Annotated in this window: 14 protein-coding genes; all 14 read left to right on the top strand. The window is 53.8% G+C overall.

Translation table 11 applies throughout. From position 1 onward, the window contains the following. Nucleotides 1-349: 349 nt before the first annotated feature. The 14 genes from NGM66_RS05090 (at nucleotide 350) to ruvX (ending at nucleotide 20,854) form a co-directional block, all read left to right on the top strand. On the top strand, nucleotides 350-1,144 hold the full coding sequence (locus tag NGM66_RS05090) for a TIGR00282 family metallophosphoesterase (RefSeq protein ID WP_208910061.1): 795 nt from the start codon (nucleotides 350-352) through the stop codon (nucleotides 1,142-1,144). Nucleotides 1,145-1,172: 28 nt separating this feature from the next. Then, the gene (gene mutS, locus NGM66_RS05085) at nucleotides 1,173-3,884 is read left to right on the top strand and encodes a DNA mismatch repair protein MutS (RefSeq protein ID WP_208910060.1); all 2,712 of its coding nucleotides are present in this window, start codon (nucleotides 1,173-1,175) and stop codon (nucleotides 3,882-3,884) included. A gap of 592 nt (nucleotides 3,885-4,476) precedes the next feature. After that, entirely contained in the window at nucleotides 4,477-6,483 is a 2,007-nt protein-coding gene (mutL, locus tag NGM66_RS05080; protein WP_208910059.1) for a DNA mismatch repair endonuclease MutL, read from the top strand. Nucleotides 6,484-6,563: 80 nt separating this feature from the next. Then, nucleotides 6,564-7,169 (top strand): Holliday junction branch migration protein RuvA, encoded by a 606-nt coding sequence (gene ruvA, locus NGM66_RS05075; protein WP_208910057.1) that lies wholly within the window; start codon nucleotides 6,564-6,566, stop codon nucleotides 7,167-7,169. A gap of 19 nt (nucleotides 7,170-7,188) precedes the next feature. Continuing rightward, nucleotides 7,189-8,208 carry a Holliday junction branch migration DNA helicase RuvB gene (gene ruvB / locus NGM66_RS05070; RefSeq protein ID WP_208910056.1) on the top strand — a complete coding sequence of 340 codons (1,020 nt, stop codon included), beginning with the start codon at nucleotides 7,189-7,191 and terminating at the stop codon, nucleotides 8,206-8,208. Between the two features lie 15 nt (nucleotides 8,209-8,223). Next, nucleotides 8,224-9,258 (top strand): tRNA preQ1(34) S-adenosylmethionine ribosyltransferase-isomerase QueA, encoded by a 1,035-nt coding sequence (gene queA / locus NGM66_RS05065; RefSeq protein WP_208910054.1) that lies wholly within the window; start codon nucleotides 8,224-8,226, stop codon nucleotides 9,256-9,258. 938 nt (nucleotides 9,259-10,196) lie between these two features. After that, the gene (gene tgt / locus NGM66_RS05060) at nucleotides 10,197-11,342 is read left to right on the top strand and encodes a tRNA guanosine(34) transglycosylase Tgt (RefSeq protein ID WP_208910052.1); all 1,146 of its coding nucleotides are present in this window, start codon (nucleotides 10,197-10,199) and stop codon (nucleotides 11,340-11,342) included. Between the two features lie 71 nt (nucleotides 11,343-11,413). Then, nucleotides 11,414-11,863 carry a preprotein translocase subunit YajC gene (yajC, locus tag NGM66_RS05055; protein WP_245155247.1) on the top strand — a complete coding sequence of 150 codons (450 nt, stop codon included), beginning with the start codon at nucleotides 11,414-11,416 and terminating at the stop codon, nucleotides 11,861-11,863. A gap of 839 nt (nucleotides 11,864-12,702) precedes the next feature. Further along, nucleotides 12,703-13,821 (top strand): DNA polymerase IV, encoded by a 1,119-nt coding sequence (dinB, locus tag NGM66_RS05050; RefSeq protein ID WP_373418469.1) that lies wholly within the window; start codon nucleotides 12,703-12,705, stop codon nucleotides 13,819-13,821. A 107-nt stretch (nucleotides 13,822-13,928) separates the two neighbouring features. After that, complete coding sequence (locus NGM66_RS05045) at nucleotides 13,929-14,894, top strand: DHH family phosphoesterase (protein ID WP_208910044.1); 966 nt, start codon at nucleotides 13,929-13,931, stop codon at nucleotides 14,892-14,894. Further along, nucleotides 14,891-16,249, top strand: a complete 1,359-nt coding sequence (locus tag NGM66_RS05040; RefSeq protein ID WP_208910043.1) for a DEAD/DEAH box helicase — start codon at nucleotides 14,891-14,893, stop codon at nucleotides 16,247-16,249. The genes NGM66_RS05045 and NGM66_RS05040 overlap by 4 nt, the downstream gene beginning before the upstream one ends. A 986-nt stretch (nucleotides 16,250-17,235) precedes the next feature. Continuing rightward, nucleotides 17,236-19,875 carry an alanine--tRNA ligase gene (gene alaS, locus NGM66_RS05035; RefSeq protein WP_208910042.1) on the top strand — a complete coding sequence of 880 codons (2,640 nt, stop codon included), beginning with the start codon at nucleotides 17,236-17,238 and terminating at the stop codon, nucleotides 19,873-19,875. A gap of 272 nt (nucleotides 19,876-20,147) precedes the next feature. Further along, entirely contained in the window at nucleotides 20,148-20,420 is a 273-nt protein-coding gene (locus tag NGM66_RS05030) for an IreB family regulatory phosphoprotein (protein ID WP_020088343.1), read from the top strand. After that, a complete protein-coding gene (gene ruvX, locus NGM66_RS05025) occupies nucleotides 20,417-20,854 on the top strand; it encodes a Holliday junction resolvase RuvX (RefSeq protein WP_208910041.1) in 438 nt (145 codons plus the stop codon). The genes NGM66_RS05030 and ruvX overlap by 4 nt, the downstream gene beginning before the upstream one ends. Nucleotides 20,855-20,857 lie beyond the last annotated feature (3 nt).

Raw genomic sequence — 20,857 nt, 5'->3', positions numbered from 1 at the left:
TAAACCAAGTGACCTTGAGACAATTACCATGGTAGCCGAGAGTGGAGCGAAATCTAGGCTCAGCCGGGGAATTTAGTAGCGGTTTTAGCTACTAAATTGGTGATTTTGAGACGGCGGTTTTCCGGCTCAAAACAAGGCCTGAGACCGGACTTTGGCTCGGGCCGTCCTCCCCAGCGTTCCAGCCTAGACTTTCGCGCAACGGCAGGCGGGTCAGCCGTAAACCGCTAGATTTGACCTCGCTGAATTTGGACGACGCAGAATCGGTCGAAGCATGGTAAAATAGAGTTTATTTAATGAACTGGTCAACAGACCAGGCGGGCCGAAAGACGGTCTAGATAGGGGAACGAAGATGCGAATTCTGTTTGTTGGTGACGTTGTGGGTAACATTGGTGTGGACATGATTCACGAGTATTTGCCACAACTCAAGCGTGACTTGAAGCCACAGGTCACCATCGTTAACGGGGAGAACTCAACCCCAGTTGGTCGTGGAATCAGCCAAAGTATTTACAAGCAATTATTAAAGGACGGCGCTGACGTGGTCACCATGGGAAATCATACCTGGGACAACGCCGAGCTGTATGACTTTATCGGCGGGGCGAACCGTTTAGTGCGGCCCGCCAACTTCCCGGGCGACACGCCGGGACAAGGCTGGACAAAGGTCAAGGTCAATCAACAGGTCTTGGCCGTGGTCAACATGCAAGGCCGGGTCTTCATGAATCCCATGGACGACCCCTTTGCCAAGATGCAAGCACTACTGCCGGAACTGGACACGGACTTTGTCTTCGTGGACTTTCACGCGGAAACGACCAGTGAGAAACGGGCCTTTGCCATGCGCTTTGCCGGGCAACTCTCCGCAGTGGTCGGGACACACACCCACGTGCAGACCAGCGACGCGCAGGTCTTAAAGGGCGGCACCGCCTTTATGACGGAAGCCGGCATGACCGGTCCCGCCGACAGTGTGTTGGGAATGCAGGCTGACAGCGTGATCGAGCGCTTTGAAAATCAACGGCCGACCCGCTACACGGTGCAAGAAGCCGGTCCAGGGCTGTTGTCCGGTGCCGTGATCGACCTTAACGACAAGACCGGCCACGCGTCGAGCATCAAGCCCATCTTGATCAGCCCACAACACCCGTACCAAAGCTAGGATAAAACGGAAGGATGAACCATTTTTCATGACGAAAACGAAGACGACGCCCATGATGGTGCAGTACCAAAAAATCAAAGACCAGTACCCCGATGCATTCTTGTTCTATCGGCTGGGCGACTTCTATGAAATGTTCAATGAAGACGCGGTCAAGGGGTCTCAACTCCTTGAACTGACGTTGACCACGCGGAGTCACAGCGCCAAGAACCCGATTCCAATGTGTGGGGTGCCACACAAGGCCGTTCAAAACTATATTGATATTTTAGTGGACCAAGGCTACAAGGTCGCGATTTGTGAGCAAATGGAAGACCCGAAGTTAGCCAAGGGCATGGTCAAGCGTGAGGTCATCCAGCTGGTCACGCCGGGGACGCAAACCGATACCGGGGCCGCTGGGGCCAAGCGCAACAACTATTTGACGGCGCTGACGATGAGCACCCCGTCGCACTACGGATTGGCGTACACCGACCTGTCGACTGGGGAGCTCAAGGCCGCCGAGATCACTGGCGAGGACCCCGTGATGAATGAGTTGATGAGCCTGCAGACTAAGGAAGTCGTGGTCGACACGACGATCACTGACGACTTGAAGGCCCGAATGAAGCAACTGGGGATGATGATCTCTAATCAAACCGACGTGCAGGCAAGTTCTGAGGTCAGTTACGTGGAACAAGACCTCACCAGCGACCTCTTGCAACAAGTCGTGGGTGTGCTGGTCACCTACGTCACGGTGACCCAAAAGCGCAGTCTGGCGCACTTGCAACGGGCCGTGGCCTACCAGCCCAAGGCCTTCTTGAAGATGGACCATTCCTCACAAAGCAACCTGGAAATCACCCAAAACTTGCGGACCAAGAAGAAGTCTGGGACCCTATTGTGGCTGCTAGATCAAACGAAGACGGCAATGGGGGGGCGGTTACTGAAGCAGTGGTTAGACCGGCCCTTGATCGACCGGCAACAGATCGAAACGCGCCAGGCCAAGGTCGGTGCGCTGCTCGATCATTATTTCGAACGCAATAATTTACAAGAAGAACTGGTTAAGGTTTACGACTTGGAACGTCTCGCCGGGCGTGTGGCGTTTGGCAGCGTCAACGGGCGTGATCTGATTCAGTTACAAACATCGCTGGAACAGGTTCCCCAGATTCAACACACCATTGAAGAACTCGGCGAACCCGTTTTCGACGACACCTTAGCCGGACTGGACCCCGTGGATGATGTGGCGGACGCGATTCGCGAAGCCATCGTGCCCGAACCCCCAATTTCCGTTTCTGACGGTGGGGTGATTCGTGACGGGTTCAACGCCCAACTAGACGAATACCGCGACGCCATGCGTAACGGTAAGACCTGGTTGGCTGAAATGGAGGCCCACGAACGTGAAGTCACCGGCATCAATAACCTAAAGATCGGCTACAACCACGTCTTTGGCTACTATATCGAAGTCACCAAGGTCAACTTGGACAAGCTGCCAGCCGACCGGTATGAACGGAAACAAACGCTGGCCAACGCCGAACGTTTCTCCACGCCAGAACTCAAGGAAAAAGAACGTTTGATTTTGGAGGCGGAAGAAAAGTCCGTGGCGTTGGAGTACAAGTTGTTCGTTGACCTGCGCGAACAGGTCAAGGAAGCCATCACCCGCCTGCAGAAATTAGCAGCCACGATTGCGGCGCTGGACGTGCTCCAAAGTTTCGCTGTGGTCAGTGAAGACTACCATTTCGTTAAGCCTACGCTGGTTAGCGGCCATGACTTGAAAATCGTTCAGGGACGTCACCCCGTGGTCGAAAAGGTCTTGGGCCGCCAATCGTACGTGCCCAATGACGTGACGATGGCTGACGACACGAATATTTTGCTGATCACCGGGCCCAACATGTCCGGGAAGAGTACCTACATGCGGCAACTGGCCTTGACCGTCATCATGGCGCAAATGGGGTGCTTCGTGCCCGCCGAATCAGCGTCCATGCCCGTGTTTGACCAGATCTTCACGCGTATTGGGGCGGCCGACGACCTGATTTCGGGCCAAAGTACCTTCATGGTCGAAATGCAAGAGGCCAACCGCGCCTTGAGCCAGGCCACCGCCAACAGCTTGATCTTATTCGATGAAATCGGGCGGGGGACGGCGACCTATGATGGGATGGCGTTAGCCCAAGCCATCATTGAGTTCGTCCACAACCGCGTCCACGCCAAGACCCTGTTTTCGACCCACTACCACGAGTTGACGGCCTTGGACCAATCCTTGAAGCAACTCCGCAACGTCCACGTGGGTGCCGTTGAGCGCGACGGTGACCTGGTCTTCTTGCACCAAATGCAACCGGGACCGGCTGACAAGTCCTACGGGATTCACGTTGCCAAGTTGGCGGGGATGCCAGCCAAGCTGCTAGACCGCGCTGAGGTCATCTTAGAGCAATTAGAGCAATCGGCCGACGCCCAACCCGCTGTGGCACCAGAAACGGCTCAGACAACGTCACAGACGCCAGAACAGCCGGCTGAAGCCCTAACTACACCGGCACCAGTTGCCGACGCCCAACCGCAGTCAGCAGCGGCCACCGCCAGCGAACCGGCTAAGGCCGAAGCGCCTGCGGAAACGCCCGCTACGGACCAACAGTTGTCCTTGTTCACGGACGAGCCAGAACTGAATCCGGCCCAAGCCAAAGTGCTCAGCCAGATCAGCGACTTAAACCTCATGGGCATGACCCCCATGGCCGTCATGAACCAAGTCTACCAATGGCAACAAAAGTTGGCGAAAAAGTCGTAGAACGGGCAACACAGTGTTGGGCTGTCCGCCTACCGAAGTTGTTTGTTGATAAGGTAAGAGGTAACCGACCGCCTGCGGCTGCCAGGGTTCCGCCTGCTCTGGGGAACGCTTCCAGCCTGAGAAGCGGGCTTCCACCTCGCTTTGAAGCCTTGCACAACCCGCAAGTCTCCAAAGTCGTCCCACGCTGTAGGCTGAGACAAAACCTCAGCCAACACCGTCGTCACAGCTGGCTACACCCTGGCGACCTCCGGCTAGATTGCTGCCTGTCAGCTACTTTGCGCTTAGCCAACTTCGGCTAGGTTGCCGGTGATTAAACCAGCTGCTGATGGCAGTCATCGTTGTAGCCGGGAGTTCGCCAAATATGGGCTCAGCCGTGGGAGTTTCCTTAGCGGCATGGGTTTACGCCGGTTAGGAAACTGGCGTCTTTGAGACGTGACTTTCGGCTCAAAGGCGAGGTGTCGAGACCGCACTTTGGCTCGACCCGTCCGCCCACAGCGTTCCAGTCCCATATTTGGCGAACGGTAGGCGGAAATTTTCACCAATTTTGAAATGACAACACAAGCTTAAGCAAAAAAGAGAGGAAGGGTCGTTGATGACCAAGATTCATGAACTAGCGTCGGTCTTAGCCGACCAAATTGCCGCGGGTGAAGTGGTCGAACGGCCCGCATCCGTGGTCAAAGAACTGGTCGAAAACGCCGTGGATGCCCACAGCACGCAGATCGACATCACGGTGGAAGAGGCTGGCCTAAAGCTGATCACCGTGGTCGATGACGGCGACGGGATCGCCGATGAGGATACCGAGATGGCCTTCAAACGCCACGCCACCAGTAAGATCACCGACCGCCGGGACCTATTTCGCATCAAGTCCCTGGGGTTCCGGGGTGAAGCGTTGCCCAGTATCGCTTCCGTGGCGGACGTGACGCTGACGACCTCGACTGGTAGTGTGGGGACCTTGATCCACAACGTCGGCGGGGTGATTCAAGAACACACCGCCGCGGCTGCGCGCAAGGGGACCACGGTGACGGTACGGGATTTATTTGGCAACGTGCCGGCCCGACTGAAGTACCTCAAGTCGCCGGCAACTGAATTGGCGCGTATCACGGATATCGTCAACCGCTTGGCGCTGAGTTACCCGAACGTGGCCTTCTCACTGGTTCACAATGGCCGTGAGCTGACACGGACCACGGGGCGCGGCGACCTACAACAGGTGATTGCCGGTATTTATGGCGTACAGAGTGCGCGCAAAATGGTGGCCATCAACGGCAAGAACCCGGACTTTCAGGTCAAGGGGTACGTGAGCCTACCGGAATTGACGCGGGCCAGTCGGCAGTACATTTCGCTCCTGCTAAACGGGCGGTACATCCACAACTTTCAGCTGAGCAAGGCCCTGATTGCGGGGTACGGCTCCAAGCTGATGGTCGGCCGTTATCCGTTGGCCGTGTTGGACATCACCATGGATCCGTTGTTGGTCGACGTGAACGTCCATCCCACCAAGCAAGAGGTGCGTATCAGCCAGGAGCCTGAGCTGACGCAGCTGATTCAAGACACGGTGTTCAAACGTCTCTCGCAAGAAAACTTGATTCCAGACGTGTTCGACGAAATACCCGCCAAGAAGCGCGAGGCCCGGACCACGGATCAACTGACCATGGCGCTAAACGACGTGTCGGCTAAATATGACATGTCGGCCCAGCACACGCAGCCAGCACCGCAACCGGCCGAAAGCGCGGCAACCACGCCAACGCCGGCCCAAGCCAAGTCGACGCCGGCAGCGGGTCCGCAGCCGCTTGAGACGCCAGAAGAGGTGCCGGTTGCGCCCGTGGTCATCCACGACAAGCACGATTTCGCCTTACCCGCCGCGCAGGCGTTTGATACGAAATACCGGACTGAACGTGTGGCGGCACCCTTAGGCGGACGTGCGGTGACGCCCCCGACGCTTGATCCGGCGCCTAGCGCTGCGATAACGGCGCCAGAGCCTCCAGCCCAACGGTTTCCCCAGTTGCGTTACCTGGGACAAGTCCACGGGACGTATTTGTTGGCGGAGGCCGATGACGGCTTGTATTTGGTCGACCAACACGCCGCCCAGGAACGGGTGAACTATGAATTCTACCGGCAGGCCATTGGTGAGGTCAGTGATGATGAGCAGAAATTACTGGTGCCCATCGTCTTGGACTACCCGACGACCGACGTTTTGGAGCTGACCAACCATTTGGAAACGCTGGCCAGTGTCGGGATTCATTTGGAATCCTTTGGCCCCAACAGCTTCATCGTGCACGAACACCCGACCTGGTTCAAAGCCGGTCAGGAAACGGACACGATCAAAGAAATGATCGATTGGGTCTTGAAGGACGGCAAGATCAGTGTGGCAGCCTTTCGCGAGAAGACGGCCATCATGATGAGCTGTAAACGGGCCATCAAGGCCAATCATCACTTGGACGACCAACAGGCCCGCGCCTTGCTCAAGAAGTTAGCGACGGCGGAGAATCCGTTTAATTGCCCCCACGGCCGGCCGGTGCTGGTCCACTTTACCGATCAGGACTTGGAGAAGTTGTTCAAACGCATCCAAGACCCGCACCATTCCGGGGATGATTGGGGCGAGTAGCAACTAACTGCCCATTTGCCAGGTAAATGTGGTACAATTTAAAAAGCAAACATATGTTTTCTTAAAGGAGATTAATGGGCATGTATGAATACCTTCACGGCACGATTGCGGCGGTCTATCCGGACCATGTGGTCGTGGACGTTAACGGCGTCGGTTATTTGGTCAACACGGCCAATCCGTACCGCTACGCTGCGGGGACCAAGGCAGTGACGATTTACGTTTACCAGGCCGTGAGTGACACGGCGCAAACGCTGTATGGCTTCGCGGACTTTGCGGAAAAGCAGTTGTTTTTGAAGCTGATCAACGTGAACGGCATTGGGCCCAAGAGTGCGTTGGCTATCTTGGCCAATCCGGACCATCAAGGGCTGATGCTGGCCATCAAGACCAACGACGTGAGTTTCTTGACGAAGTTCCCGGGAATCGGCAAGAAGACGGCCGGGCAGATTGTGTTGGACCTGCAAAACAAATTAGATGACCTGGCACCGGCCGACGATGGCGCGTTATTTACACCCGAAGTTGCGACCGGTGACGGGCAAAACCCTGAACTGGACGACGCCATTGCGGCGCTGACGGCATTGGGCTACAGGGCCGCCGCAGTCAAGAAGATCACGCCCAAGTTACGGCAATTTGCCGGTCAAGATACCAATGATTATTTAAGCGAAGGCTTACGATTACTGACGGAATAAGACGAAAGGAGGCTGACCCATGGCTGATGATGATCGCATCATTTCCCCGGAACCAGCGGACGACAACGAAGACTCGATTGAAAAGTCCCTGCGGCCGCAGACCCTGGCCCAGTACATCGGTCAGGATCCTATCAAGCACGAATTGTCTGTGTACATCCAAGCGGCTAAGCAACGGGAAGAGTCGTTGGACCACGTACTGTTGTACGGCCCTCCTGGCTTAGGGAAGACCACGCTGGCGATGGTGATTGCCAACGAAATGGGTGTCCACATTCGCACGACCAGCGGCCCCGCAATCGAGAAACCCGGGGACCTGGTGGCGTTGTTAAATGAGCTTCAACCCGGCGATATTTTGTTCATCGATGAAATTCACCGATTGCCTAAGATTGTGGAAGAAATGCTGTACTCGGCGATGGAAGACTTTTACATCGACATCGTGGTTGGGCAAGGACCCACCGCCCATCCCGTGCATTTCCCATTGCCGCCATTCACCCTGATTGGGGCGACGACGCGGGCTGGCCTGCTGTCCTCGCCACTGCGCGACCGCTTCGGTATCGTGGAGCACATGGCTTACTACCAGACCCGTGACCTGCAGGAAATCGTCACGCGCTCGGCGGATATCTTTAACACGGAGATTGCCACCGAGGGCGCCCACGAGATTGCCCTGCGTTCACGCGGGACGCCGCGAATTGCTAACCGGTTGTTGAAACGGATTCGGGACTTTGCGGAAGTGTCGCCCGACCACAGTACGATCGACCTGGCTATCGTTGACCACGCGTTAACGTTGTTGCGGGTGGATTCGGCGGGCTTGGACGCCACGGATATCAAGTTACTGGAAACCATGATTGATTTTTACGACGGCGGACCGGTCGGGTTGAACACCCTGGCTGCCAACGTTGGTGAAGAAACGGAAACGGTCGCGGCCATGTACGAACCGTATCTGCTGCAGCGGGGGTATTTGAAACGTACCGCGCGCGGACGGGTCGTCACGGCTGCCGGTTATGAGCACTTGGGGCGGACCATGCCTCAGGACAACGCGTAAAGGAGTTGAACCACCTTGGGATACACCTTAGATGATTTTGATTACGACTTACCTCACGAACTGATTGCACAGACACCGATTAAGCAGCGCGACACCTCGCGGCTGTTGGTACTGGACCACACGGCGGGAACCTTAGCGGACAAACATTTCTATGACATCCTCGACGAGCTACACGCGGGGGATGCCTTGGTCATGAACAATTCGCGGGTCATGCCAGCCCGGTTGTACGGGGTCAAACCCGAAACCGGCGGCCACGTGGAGGTACTGTTGCTGCACAACGTGGAAGGCGACGTCTGGGAGACCTTGATGAAGCCGGCCAAACGGTTGCGCGTCGGTCAACAGGTGGTCTTTGGCGATGGCCAATTGACCGCCACGGTGACGGAGGAGCGCGACGATGGCATTCGGTTGATTGAATTCCACTACGACGGTATCTTCATGGAAATCTTGGAACGTCTGGGCGAAACGCCACTGCCGCCGTACATCAAGGAAAAACTCGATGATCCGGACCGCTACCAAACGGTCTATGCCAAGGAAAATGGGTCGGCCGCGGCACCAACCGCTGGCTTGCACTGGACGGAAGACTTGTTAGCCAAGGTAGCCGCCAAGGGTGTCAAATTGGTCTACGTGACCTTACACGTCGGCCTGGGGACCTTCCGACCGGTTGAAGAGGCTAACATTGAAGACCACACCATGCACAGCGAGTTCTATCGGTTAGACGCCGACGCCGCAGCCACGCTCAATGACGTACGGGCCAACGGTGGCCGCATCATCGCAACTGGGACCACGTCGATTCGAACCTTGGAAACCATTGGGACCAAGTTCAACGGTAAGATCCAGGCGGATTCCGGCTGGACGGATATTTTCATCAAGCCCGGCTATCACTGGCAGGTGGTCGATGCGTTTATCACCAACTTCCACTTGCCGAAGTCAACGTTGGTCATGCTAGTGGCGGCCTTTACCGGGCGTGATCAGATTCTCAACGCTTACCACCACGCTATTGCAGAAAAGTACCGCTTCTTCAGCTTCGGCGACGCCATGTTTATCAAGTAGTGTGTTATTCCGTCGTGGTCAGCGTAGCGGTGGCTGGCGCCTTGCCGTTCGCCCAATCTGGGCTGGAACGCCGGGGGAGGACGACACAAGCCAAAGAGCGGTCTTGTGTCTTGCTTTGAGCCGGAAAAATCGCCGTCTCAAAGTCACCAATTTACCAGCAAAAGGCGCTGATAAATTCCCCGGCTGAGCCCAGATTGGGCTTCACTCTCGGCTCTGATAGTTGAGTCGTGACGATGAATGCTTCACGGCACTGATACCATGGGAGTGAGAGCATCTACTTTATGGTCCATATGATAGTGCCACTGGTTGAATCTCACTGGCGTTTTGTGGTGTAAGGTCGCTGAAGAACGCGGTCTAACACCACCGACACAGGGTTCCACACCTGCCTGACCACGACTCACATGGTAGCACTGACTTAACTGGACTAAGGTGATGTTGGTGGGAAAATCAATCTAAGTTGCGGATAGCGGCTTTCGGCTCTGATAGCTGAGTTGTGACGATGAATAATTTACGTAGCTGATATCGAGAGTGGATGATCTACTTTATGGTTCACATGATGGTAGTACCACTGGTTTAACCTCGCTGATGCTACCTGATGGTCAGGTTCATCTAGGCTGCGGATACCTGATTCCGGTATTGCTGACTGGATTAGGCCGAGAAAGTTCGGTCTGGGTTGCGGATGAGTACTAGCTTAGCCGGGAGTGGAGCGATTCTAGGCTCAGCCGGGGAATTTAGCAGTGTCCTTTACTGCTAAATTGGTGACTTTAAGACGGTGATTTTCCGGCTTAAAGCAAGGTTCGAGACCGGTCTTTGGCTCGGACCGTCCTCCCCCAGCGTTCCAGCCTAGAGATCGCGTAACGGGAGGCGACTACACCACCAATGCTGCCCAAAACCAAACGCAAATGTAGAAAAGATTTAGAATTAACGGAGGATGATCCATGGAACCCGCGATTAAGTATCGCCTGATTAAAACTGAAAAACACACTGGCGCGCGGCTAGGGGAATTGATTACCCCGCACGGCACGTTTAAAACGCCGATGTTTATGCCGGTTGGCACCCAGGCCGCAATGAAGGGCGCCATTAGTCCCGAGGAATTGGACGAGATGGGCTCACAAGTTATCTTGGCCAACACCTATCACTTGTGGCTCCAACCCGGGCCGGACCTGGTCCAAGAGGCCGGGGGCCTGCACAAATTCATGAACTGGAATAAGGGAATTTTGACTGATTCCGGGGGCTTCCAAGTCTTCTCACTGGCCAAGCATCGTAAGTTGACCGAAGAAGGCGTTCATTTCAGAAATGAGATCAACGGCGACCGGCTCTTCTTGTCACCGGAAAAGGCCATCGATATCGAGAATAAATTAGGTCCCGACATCATGATGAGCTTGGACGAATGCCCGCCATTCTTTGAAAGTTATGACTACGTGAAGCATTCCGTCGAACGGACTAGTCGCTGGGCGGAACGGGGCTTGAAGGCCCATGCTAATCCAGATACTCAGGGACTCTTCGGTATCGTTCAGGGAGCCGGCTTCGAGGACCTGCGGCGGCAATCCGCCAAAGACCTGGTCAGCTTGGACTTTCCGGGATACTCGATCGGTGGGTTGTCCGTCGGTGAGTCCAAGGAAGAAATGAACCGCATCTTGGCGTTTACGACGCCATTATTGCCGGAAAACAAGCCACGCTATTTAATGGGTGTGGGGACCGCAGATTCCTTGATTGACGGGGTCATGCGTGGGGTCGACATGTTTGATTGCGTGTTGCCGACACGAATCGCCCGCAAAGGGACCTGCATGACCAGTCACGGTCGGCTGGTGGTCAAAAATGCCGTGTACACTCACGACTTTGGCCCCATCGACGACGAATGCGACTGTTACGTTTGCCGACACTACACCCGGGCGTACTTGCGGCACCTGTTCAAGGCAGACGAGGACTTCGGCCGTCGCTTGACCAGTTATCACAACCTGTACTTCTTGCATCACCTGATGAAACGGGTGCGCCAGGCCATTTTAGATGATAATTTACTAGACTTACGGGCAGAAGTGTTTGAAAAGTACGGCTACAATGCCGAACATCCGAAGAATTTCTAAAAATAATTGGACGGATTCCTTGGATTCTGGTAAAGTTGTCCAATAGATAGACCATAAAGGGGTGAACAAATGTGTTAGGAAACTTAACGATTGCTGCCGGTGCTGGTGGCGGTTACTCAACGTTGATTATCTTAGTTGTTTTCTTAGCGTTGATGTACTTCTTGATGTTGCGGCCACAACAAAAGCAACAAAAGAAGCACCGTGACATGATGAGCCAACTTAAAAAGGGTGATCACGTCATCACGATTGGCCGGTTACACGGTGTGATCGATGAAATCAACCAAGCGGACCAAACGGCAACTTTGGACTGTGATGGTATCTACTTAGTCTTTGACCTGCGGGCCATTGCGCAGGTAACGTCACAAGCACCGCAAGCTGTGACGGCCCCAGCCGCTGAAGAAAAGACCAGTGAAGCTGCTAGCGACGACAAGCCAGCTGACAGTGCCGCTGATGATTCAGCTAGCGACGCCAAAGCAACGGACGACGCTACCGAGTCAACTGATGATGACTCAGCTAAATAGTGCGAAAAGTACGGTCTCCTGGAGGCCGTTTTTTTTTCGCGATAAATTTCCCTTTACTGGTACTAACGAAATTAGCCGGAGAAAAGTAACCCTTTCGCTGAAGAATCCGTCGAAACATTTAGGCTAATCCCGACGTAACGGCAGTTAGCAGATAAATCTGATGTCATTTCTCGTAGGATAGGCGGCCATAAATGATTGTATTAGCGCGTTGCTTCCCAGGAGGCCAATGTTCTGTCCGCTAATATTGGTGAAACCATAAGCCTGCGTCAGTCAGGGATTTTGCCTGCTTATGGGAGACACCTCCAGCCTGCGGAGCGGTCTCTCGGCTCGACACAGTTGGCATCATCTCTGGCAGGTTGATGATTATCGGCAACACTGTGTTAGCTAAAGATTGATTGTCAGTTGGGCTGCTATCTGGGGCTAAGCTGACTGTTATTAGCATGCACACTTGTAGCCGAGAGTTCGCCAAATATGGGTTCAGCCGTGGGAGTTTCCTTAGTGGCGCGATCCATGCCACTTAGGAAACTGGCGTCTTTGAGACGCGGGTTCTCGGCTCAAAGCGAGGCCGAGACCGTTCCTCAGGCTCGGTCCGGTCCGCCCACCGCGTTCCGACCCATATTTGGCGGACGGTAGGCGGCCAGTTTCTAATACGAAATTGTAAACGACTAATCTTAACGTCATAAACCGCATAGCGACAATAGCTCTAGCCGAATTTCGTTTTCCAGCCTTAAGTAATTGAAGACAAACGTTTGTTTGGGTATAATTTAATTATTAAAGGGAGGTCACAATTTCTAACCAGTGGCCATGATGTAGATTGTCCAAGAAGGGGGGTGGCCCGCGTGGTGCCGGAGAAGTATACGCAACGCAAAATTATTCACGTCGACATGGATGCCTTTTACGCCTCCATTGAGGAGCGCGACCACCCCGAATTCAAGGGCCACGCGTTGATCATTGCTCGGGACCCCAGAACGACTGGCGGCCGCGGCGTGGTGACCACCGCCAATTACGTCGCCAGAAAGCTCGGTGTGCACTCGGCAATGAATGCCAACGAAGCCTTAAAGCTGGCGCCCAAGGCTACCTTTAAGACCCCAGATTTCCCGCATTACCGCGAGATTTCCGATCAGATTCACGCCATTTTTCATGAATATACCGATAAGATTGAAACCGTGGCGTTTGACGAAGCCTATCTGGACGTGACCGAGAACAAAAAACACCTGCATTCCGCGGTTCAGGTCGCCCATGAGATTCAAGTGGAGATTTTCGATAAGACGCATTTGACCTGTTCGACCGGGATTTCCTACAGCAAGTTTCTGGCCAAGGAGGCCTCGGACTTTCGCAAGCCGGTGGGGGTCAGCGTCATTTTGCCCGAGGACGCCCACGACTTCTTGATGGCGTTGCCCATTGAACGCTACCGCGGGGTCGGTAAGAAGACGGTGCCCAAGATGCATGAGCTGGGAATCCTGACCGGGGCCGACCTGTATCAGCGCTCGCAACTCGAGCTGATTCATGACTTTGGTAAATTCGGCTACGTGCTCTATCAGCGGGTGCGCGGCATTGATGAGCGGCCGGTCGAGTACCAGCGTGAACGCAAGTCGATTGGCAAGGAGCGCACTTACGGCCCGCCGTTGGCGTCGGTCGGCGAGGTCGAAAGCCAACTCCAGCGGCTAGCCGAAATGGTTGCCGTGACCGTTAAGCAAAAACAACGCCACGGCAAGACCTTGGTCCTTAAGTTGCGGGACAGCGAGTTCAACACGATTACCAAACGCGTGACCCAGACTGACTTCATTGAGAACGATGCCGCGGTGTACTACGACCTGGCGTTAGACCTGTATCACAGTGTGGCCAGCGCCGACGAGCAGGTGCGCTTGTTGGGCATCACGCTGACCGGACTAGCCGCGCAAACATTTGAAAATGTCCGCCTACCGCTGTTTGATGGCGATCGAACCGACCGTGACTGAACGAAAAGCCGTAAACTTTCTTTGAAATTAGGCGCCAAAACTTGTATACTGAAACGCGGTATCGACGCGTCTTGGTCGAAAAAATCGGATAGAAAACGGGTGAAATTATGGCTATTGAAGCTGCCATTTTAGAAGAAATCAAGAAATACCAAACAATTATGATTCACCGTCACCAACGGCCAGATCCTGACTGTATTGGGGCGCAGCTGGCCTTACGGGACATTTTACGGGCTAGTTTTCCCGATAAGAAGATCTTCGCTGTGGGCAAACACTATCCAGGCTTTGATTGGATGGGCCAGGCCGACCAAGATGTGCCTGACGATGCGTATCACGAGGCGTTAGTGATCGTTGTGGACACGGCTAACCAACCACGGATCGACGATGAACGTTGGTCAACGGGGGCGGCGGTCATTAAGATCGACCACCATCCCAATGATGATGCCTTTGGCGACATCCAATGGGTCTTGGACCAAGCGTCCAGCACCTCAGAAATCATGTACGATTGGTACGCCGCTAACCAAGCGGAATTGACGCTGCCAGACGATGCGGCACGGCTACTGTATGCCGGCATTATTGGCGACACGGGTCGCTTCATGTACCCCGCCACCTCCGCCAACACGTTTGCCGTTGCTGGCAAGCTGTTGACGTACAACTTCTCGATGACCGACGTCAACCAGGCGGAAGACGAAATTTCGCCCGCTATGGCGCGGTTGTCCGCTTACGTTTACCAGAACTTAGAAATTTTGCCAAGTGGGGCGGCTTATTTAAAGTTGACCGACGAAATCGTGGAATCCTTTGGCTTGTCGGCCAAGGATTCGACGTCCGCGGTCGTACCGCTACCCGGAAAGATCACCACGGTGGTCGCTTGGGCCATTTTTGTGGAATCCAAGGACAAGACGTTCCGGATTCGGCTCCGTTCCAAGGGACCATCCATCAATGAATTGGCGAAGAACCACGGTGGGGGCGGCCACGCCCTTGCCAGTGGTGCCACGGCCCACGATCAGGCAGAAATTGACCAGGTTATCCACGAGCTCGATGAGTTGGTGGCTAGCACTAAAGGAGAAAATGAATGACCGCAGATTTTAATGAATTCAAGCTACAGCCGTACATCATGACGGCGTTGCACAAGATTGGCTTCACCGAGCCGACCAAGGTCCAAGAAAAGTTGATTCCCGTGATTGCGGCGGGTAAAGACGTTGTGGGCCAATCACAAACGGGAAGTGGGAAAACCCATACTTTCCTGTTGCCGATTTTTAATCAATTAACTTCAGACAACCAGGTTCAGGCCGTGATCACCACGCCGAGCCGGGAATTGGCTTACCAGATTCACACGGCGGCCGAACAGTTGGCCGCAGAAGCCCCCTTTGAAATTCGCATTGGTAATTACGTTGGCGGGACTGATAAGAAGCGCCAGGTGGAAAAACTCCATCATTACCAACCCCAACTGGTCATCGGGACACCGGGTCGGGTCATGGATTTGATTCAATCCGACGCCTTGGACGTGCATACCGCGCGCCAATTTGTCGTTGATGAAGCCGATATGACGCTGGATCTTGGGTTCTTGGATCAGGTCGACCGCATTGCCGGGCGGATGCCTAAAGACCTACAGATGATGGTCTTCTCCGCAACGATTCCGCAACGGTTGAACCCATTTTTGCAAAAGTATATGAACCATCCCGTCGTGGAAGAGATTCCGACCGATACGATTATTTCCGACACCATCGACAACTGGTTGATCTCGACCAAGGGCCAAAACCGGAACCAATTGATCTACCAATTGATCACGATGGGTGAACCTTATTTAGTCTTGATCTTTGCCAACACCAAGACGCGGGTCGAACAGATTCACGACTTCTTGCAGGCACAGGGCATGAAGGTCGCCATGATTCATGGAGGCATCAAACCGCGGGAACGGAAGCGGGTCATGCGTGAGGTCAAGAACCTGCAGTACCAATTCGTCGTGGCCACTGATTTAGCGGCACGGGGGATTGATATCGAAGGGGTCTCCCACGTCATCAACGACGACATCCCAGAAGACCTGGACTTCTTTGTCCACCGGGTCGGCCGGACGGGTCGTCAGGGAATGCACGGGACGGCCATCACGCTGTACTCACCAGACGAGGAAGCCAAGGTCGCTGAGATTGAAGCCATGGGCATCAAGTTCGAGCCCAAGCGTATCAGTAACAACGAAATCGTGGACTCCTACGACCGTAACCGCCGGACCAAGCGAAACAAGAGTACGGAAAAGCTAGATCCAGGTTTGATTGGCTACGTGAAGAAAAAGAAGAAGAAAATCAAACCAGGGTACAAGCACCAAATCAAGCAAGAAATTCACCGCAGAAAAGACCAAGAACGCCGAATCGCCCAACGTCAAAGCGCAAGAAACGAGCGCAAGAGAAGAAAGCGCGAGTCGGATCGGTATCAGTAAAGAGTGTGGAGCGAACCGCTTAGACTCTGAGCATTAGAGGAATAAGGTGTTCCTGTTCGGCAAAGCCGAATGGGGGCACCTTATTTTTCTAAGCGCAGGAGTCTGGTTCGCGGAGCACGTTTCGGAAGCCGCCAGGACCAAGATAGATTGGCGAAAATATCTTGAACGAGCCGAACCAGTCAAAACTTGAAGAGCGGATCCCAGGCAGGAGTCCTTATTTTTACTAAGCGCAGGGACCTGCCCTTTTTCGCACGTTTCGGAAGCCGCCAGGACCAGGATAGCATGGCGGAAATATCTTGAACGAACCGAACCAGTCCAAACTTGAAGAGCGGATCCCGGGCAGGAGTCCTTATTCTTACTAAGCGCAGGGACCTGCCCTTTTTCGCACGTTTCGGAAGCCGCCAGGACTAGGATAGCATGGCGGAAATATCTTGAACGAACCGAACCAGTCCAACCACAAAGAACCACCCCAGGATAGGGGCACCTTATTTTTCTAAGCGCAGGAGTCTGGTTCGCGGAGCACGTTTCGGAAGCCGCCAGGACCGGGATGAAGTGGCGAAAATATCTTGAACGAACCGAGCCAGTCCAACCGCAAAGAACCACCCCAGGATAGGGACACCTTATTTTTCTAAGCGCAGGAGGCCTAATTTTTACTGTCCGCAACCCCCCAGTTAGAAAAAAATCCCCAACATTCTCCAAAACCAAGAAACCTTAATTGACAAGGAGCCGCACCACCCCTATAATTTCAATTGGACATTTAAATATTATTGCGAGGATATACCCCGAGTTCGTGACTTTCAGAAACGTTTTGGTAGCTGTGAAAAACGACTCATGAATTTGGTGGCGCTCCCTCAGTTTCATCGCGACTCAGCGTTATGAGTTTAAGAGGTTAACGATTAAAACATCGTTGCAAGTAGAGTGGTACCGCGCTTCGGCGTCTCTACGGGCAACGGTGTTTTTGACATTTTTGGGAGGGTATTTAAGAGATGAAAGAGCTTACAAGTAGTCAAATTCGTCAAATGTACCTCGACTTTTTTAAGTCGAAGGGCCACACGATTGAACCCAGTGCATCACTGGTGCCTAAGGACGATCCATCATTACTGTGGATCAATTCCGGGGTTGCCACGATGAAGAAATACTTCTCCGGCCAAGTTGTGCCAGAGAATCCGCGGTTGACCAGTTCACAAAAGAGTATTCGGACCAACGATATCGAAAACGTTGGGAAGACGGCGCGGCACCACACGTTGTTTGAAATGCTCGGGAACTTTTCCGTGGGGGATTACTTCAAGAAAGAAGCCATCACGTGGGCTTGGGAATTATTAACGTCCCCAGACTGGTTTGGCTGGGATCCAGACAAACTGTACATGACGGTCTACCCAAAGGATACGGATGCCAAAAAGGATTGGGAAGCTGCTGGCGTTGCGCCCGACCACATTATTGCCGTTGAAGATAACTTCTGGGATATTGGTGAAGGTCCTTCGGGTCCCGATTCCGAAATCTTCTACGACCGTGGCGAAGCCTTCAACAACCTGGCTGATGACGATCCAGAAAACTATCCTGGTGGCGAGAACGAACGTTACCTGGAAGTCTGGAACATCGTGTTCTCCCAGTTCAACCACGAACCCGATGGCTCATACAAGCCATTGCCTCGGAAGAACATTGATACGGGGATGGGCCTCGAACGGGTCGTTTCCATTTTCCAAAATGCTCGGACGAACTTTGAGACCGACTTGTTCCTGCCAATCATCGAAAAGACGGCGGAACTTAGCGACGGCAAGAAGTATGGTGCCAACGCTGAAGACGACGTGTCGTTTAAGGTGATTGCTGACCATGCGCGGGCAATTACGTTTGCCATTGGTGACGGCGCGTTGCCTGGAAACGAAGGCCGCGGTTACGTCATCCGGCGTTTGATTCGGCGGGCTATCGTCAATGGCCAAAAGCTGGGTATCCAAGGGGCCTTCTTGGACCAATTGGTACCAGTCGTGGGTAAGATCATGCAATCCTACTACCCAGACGTGCTGAAGCAAGCCGATTACATTGCCAAGGTCGTGCGGTCAGAAGAAGACCGATTCGGCGAAACACTGGACGGTGGGTTGACGCTGTTAAACAGCTTGATTGCCGACTTGAAGAAGCAGGGTGGCAGCCAAATCGCTGGTCCCGATGCCTTCAAGCTCTACGATACGTACGGCTTCCCGGTTGAATTAACGGAAGAGTACGCCGACGACCAAGACATTACGGTCGACGTTGATGGCTTCAAGGCTGAAATGCAAAAGCAAAAGGATCGGGCCCGTAATGCCCGGGGCAAGCAAACGGCGATGGGCCTGCAACATGACCTGTTGATCAACGTGAAGACCCCTAGCAAGTACGTGGGCTATACCCAACTGGCCACGACCAGCAAGCTGACGGAACTGGTCGTTGATGACCAACTGGCTGACGAAGCCGCGTCCGGCACGGTCGAAGCCATGTTCGATACCACACCGTTCTACGCGGAAATGGGTGGTCAAGTCGCTGATAAAGGGGACATCTTGGACGAAGCCGGTCACGTGGTTGCCCACGTGGCGGACGTGCAACATGCGCCAAACGGCCAAAACCTGCACACGTTGACGGTCGTTGCCCCATTGAAGAAGGGTGCCACTTACCAGCTGAAGGTCGACACGGTCTTCCACAGCAAGGTCGAAAAGAACCATACCGCGACCCACTTGTTGGACAAGGCGTTGCGTGAAGTCTTTGGCGAACACACCCAACAAGCCGGTTCATTGGTTGAAGGCGACTACTTGCGGTTTGACTTCACCCACTTTGGGCAAGTCGACCCCGCTGATTTAGCCAAGGCCGAAGCCATCGTTAACGAGAAGATCTTCGCAGAAATGCCCGTAACGACGGTTGAAACGGATATTGAATCCGCTAAGAAGATGGGCGCCATCGCGCTGTTTAGCGAAAAGTACGGCAAGGTCGTCCGGGTCGTGAGCGCAGGTGATTTCGTCACTGAATTCTGTGGTGGGAACCACGTCAAGAACACCAACGAAATTGGTTTGTTCAAGATCACCTCTGAATCCGGTGTTGGTGCCGGTGTTCGGCGGATCGAAGCCGTAACGTCTGCGGCCGCTTACAAGTACCTGCATGACCATGATGAGATCTTAAGCGCCGTTGCTGGCGATTTGAAGGTCACTCAGGTCACTGAGGTCGAACAGAAGGTCCAGGCCCTCCAAGCCCAAGTCAAGAGCTTAGAACAGAAGCAAGCTGCCTTAGAAGGCAAGTTAGCCAGTCAAGAAGCCAGCGCTGTCTTTGACAACGTGACGACGGCCGGGAGCTACAAGCTGATCAGTGGGACCGTTCAAGTCTCCAAGATGGATCAGTTGCGGGCTTTAGCAGACACTTGGCGTGACCAAGCCCTCTCTGATGTGTTAGTATTAGGAGCTGAAGTCAATGGCAAGGCTAACCTGATCGTTGCGGTCAGTGCTGACAAGCAAAAGCAGGTCAAGGCCGGCGATTTGATCAAAGCCATTTCACCGAAGATCAACGGTGGTGGCGGCGGTCGGCCGAACCTGGCGCAAGCCGGTGGGAAGAACCCAGCGGGCTTGCCAGACGCCATGACAGCAGCTGCCGATTGGTTATCAGCGCAAGACTAGACTGATGATCGGCAATCAGGTAACGAGTTACTTGCAAGTTCAGCGAGTTCTGTTACACTGGTAATATATTTAACTGGGTTAACCTGGTGAGTGCGATTGATTCATCAGCAATTGAAACTAAAGAATGGCTTAGTGGAGGGGAGCAGCTCAATTGGGCGGCTCCCTTCGTACCAGTCGTATTACGAATAGATTACATTGCGCTAGTCCGTTGTAGTTTGACCGGTAATCGAGTAAAATTGAGGCTAAGTGAGGAAGTGCGGGGGTGTTTTATAGTGAGTTCATTAGACAAAACGATGTATTTTGACTTTGGCGCTAACCAACCAAAGGACGTCCACGATACACTGGTAACGGTTTATCAGGCACTAGAGGAAAAGGGTTACAACCCAATTAATCAGATTGTCGGTTACCTCCTATCGGGCGATCCTGCATACATTCCGCGGATCAATGATGCCCGGAACTTGATTCGTAAACATGAACGTGACGAGATTATTGAAGAACTCGTGCGGGTTTACCTGAATCAGAATGGACCGGTGAAACCTTCATGAAATTAATGGGGTTAGACGTTGGGTCCCGAACCGTCGGCATTGCGATCAGCGACGCCCTCGGGTGGACGGCACAAGGCATCGAGATCATTCCAATCAAAGAAGAGGAACAAGTCTTTGGGTTGGATCGGGTCGCGGAACTGGTACAGGCCCACGAAGTCCAAGGCTTTGTGGTCGGGTTACCCAAGAACATGAACAATTCGTTAGGACCGCGGGCGGCAGCGTCCAAGCACTACGGTGAGATGCTAACGGAGAAGTTCGGCCTGCCCGTCGACTTTGAAGACGAGCGGTTGACAACCGTTGAGGCGGAGCGTATGTTAGTGGAACAAGCGGATACGTCTCGTCGTAAACGCAAAAAAGTTATTGATAAATTGGCTGCCGGGCTGATTCTCCAGAACTATCTGGATCGCCACGGCAAGCTGACTAAAGAAAAGTGAGGT

The sequence above is a fragment of the Levilactobacillus yiduensis genome, assembly GCF_024718525.1.
Lineage (GTDB): Bacteria > Bacillota > Bacilli > Lactobacillales > Lactobacillaceae > Levilactobacillus > Levilactobacillus yiduensis.
This window is presented reverse-complemented; position numbering and strand designations above follow the sequence as displayed.

Coding starts and splice junctions, on each gene's coding strand:
- NGM66_RS05040 (WP_208910043.1), top strand. CDS start 14,891: ATGACCGCAGATTTTAATGAATTCAAGCTACAGCCGTACATCATGACG.
- ruvX (WP_208910041.1), top strand. CDS start 20,417: ATGAAATTAATGGGGTTAGACGTTGGGTCCCGAACCGTCGGCATTGCG.
- mutS (WP_208910060.1), top strand. CDS start 1,173: ATGACGAAAACGAAGACGACGCCCATGATGGTGCAGTACCAAAAAATC.
- tgt (WP_208910052.1), top strand. CDS start 10,197: ATGGAACCCGCGATTAAGTATCGCCTGATTAAAACTGAAAAACACACT.
- ruvB (WP_208910056.1), top strand. CDS start 7,189: ATGGCTGATGATGATCGCATCATTTCCCCGGAACCAGCGGACGACAAC.
- NGM66_RS05045 (WP_208910044.1), top strand. CDS start 13,929: ATGGCTATTGAAGCTGCCATTTTAGAAGAAATCAAGAAATACCAAACA.
- ruvA (WP_208910057.1), top strand. CDS start 6,564: ATGTATGAATACCTTCACGGCACGATTGCGGCGGTCTATCCGGACCAT.
- mutL (WP_208910059.1), top strand. CDS start 4,477: ATGACCAAGATTCATGAACTAGCGTCGGTCTTAGCCGACCAAATTGCC.
- NGM66_RS05090 (WP_208910061.1), top strand. CDS start 350: ATGCGAATTCTGTTTGTTGGTGACGTTGTGGGTAACATTGGTGTGGAC.
- alaS (WP_208910042.1), top strand. CDS start 17,236: ATGAAAGAGCTTACAAGTAGTCAAATTCGTCAAATGTACCTCGACTTT.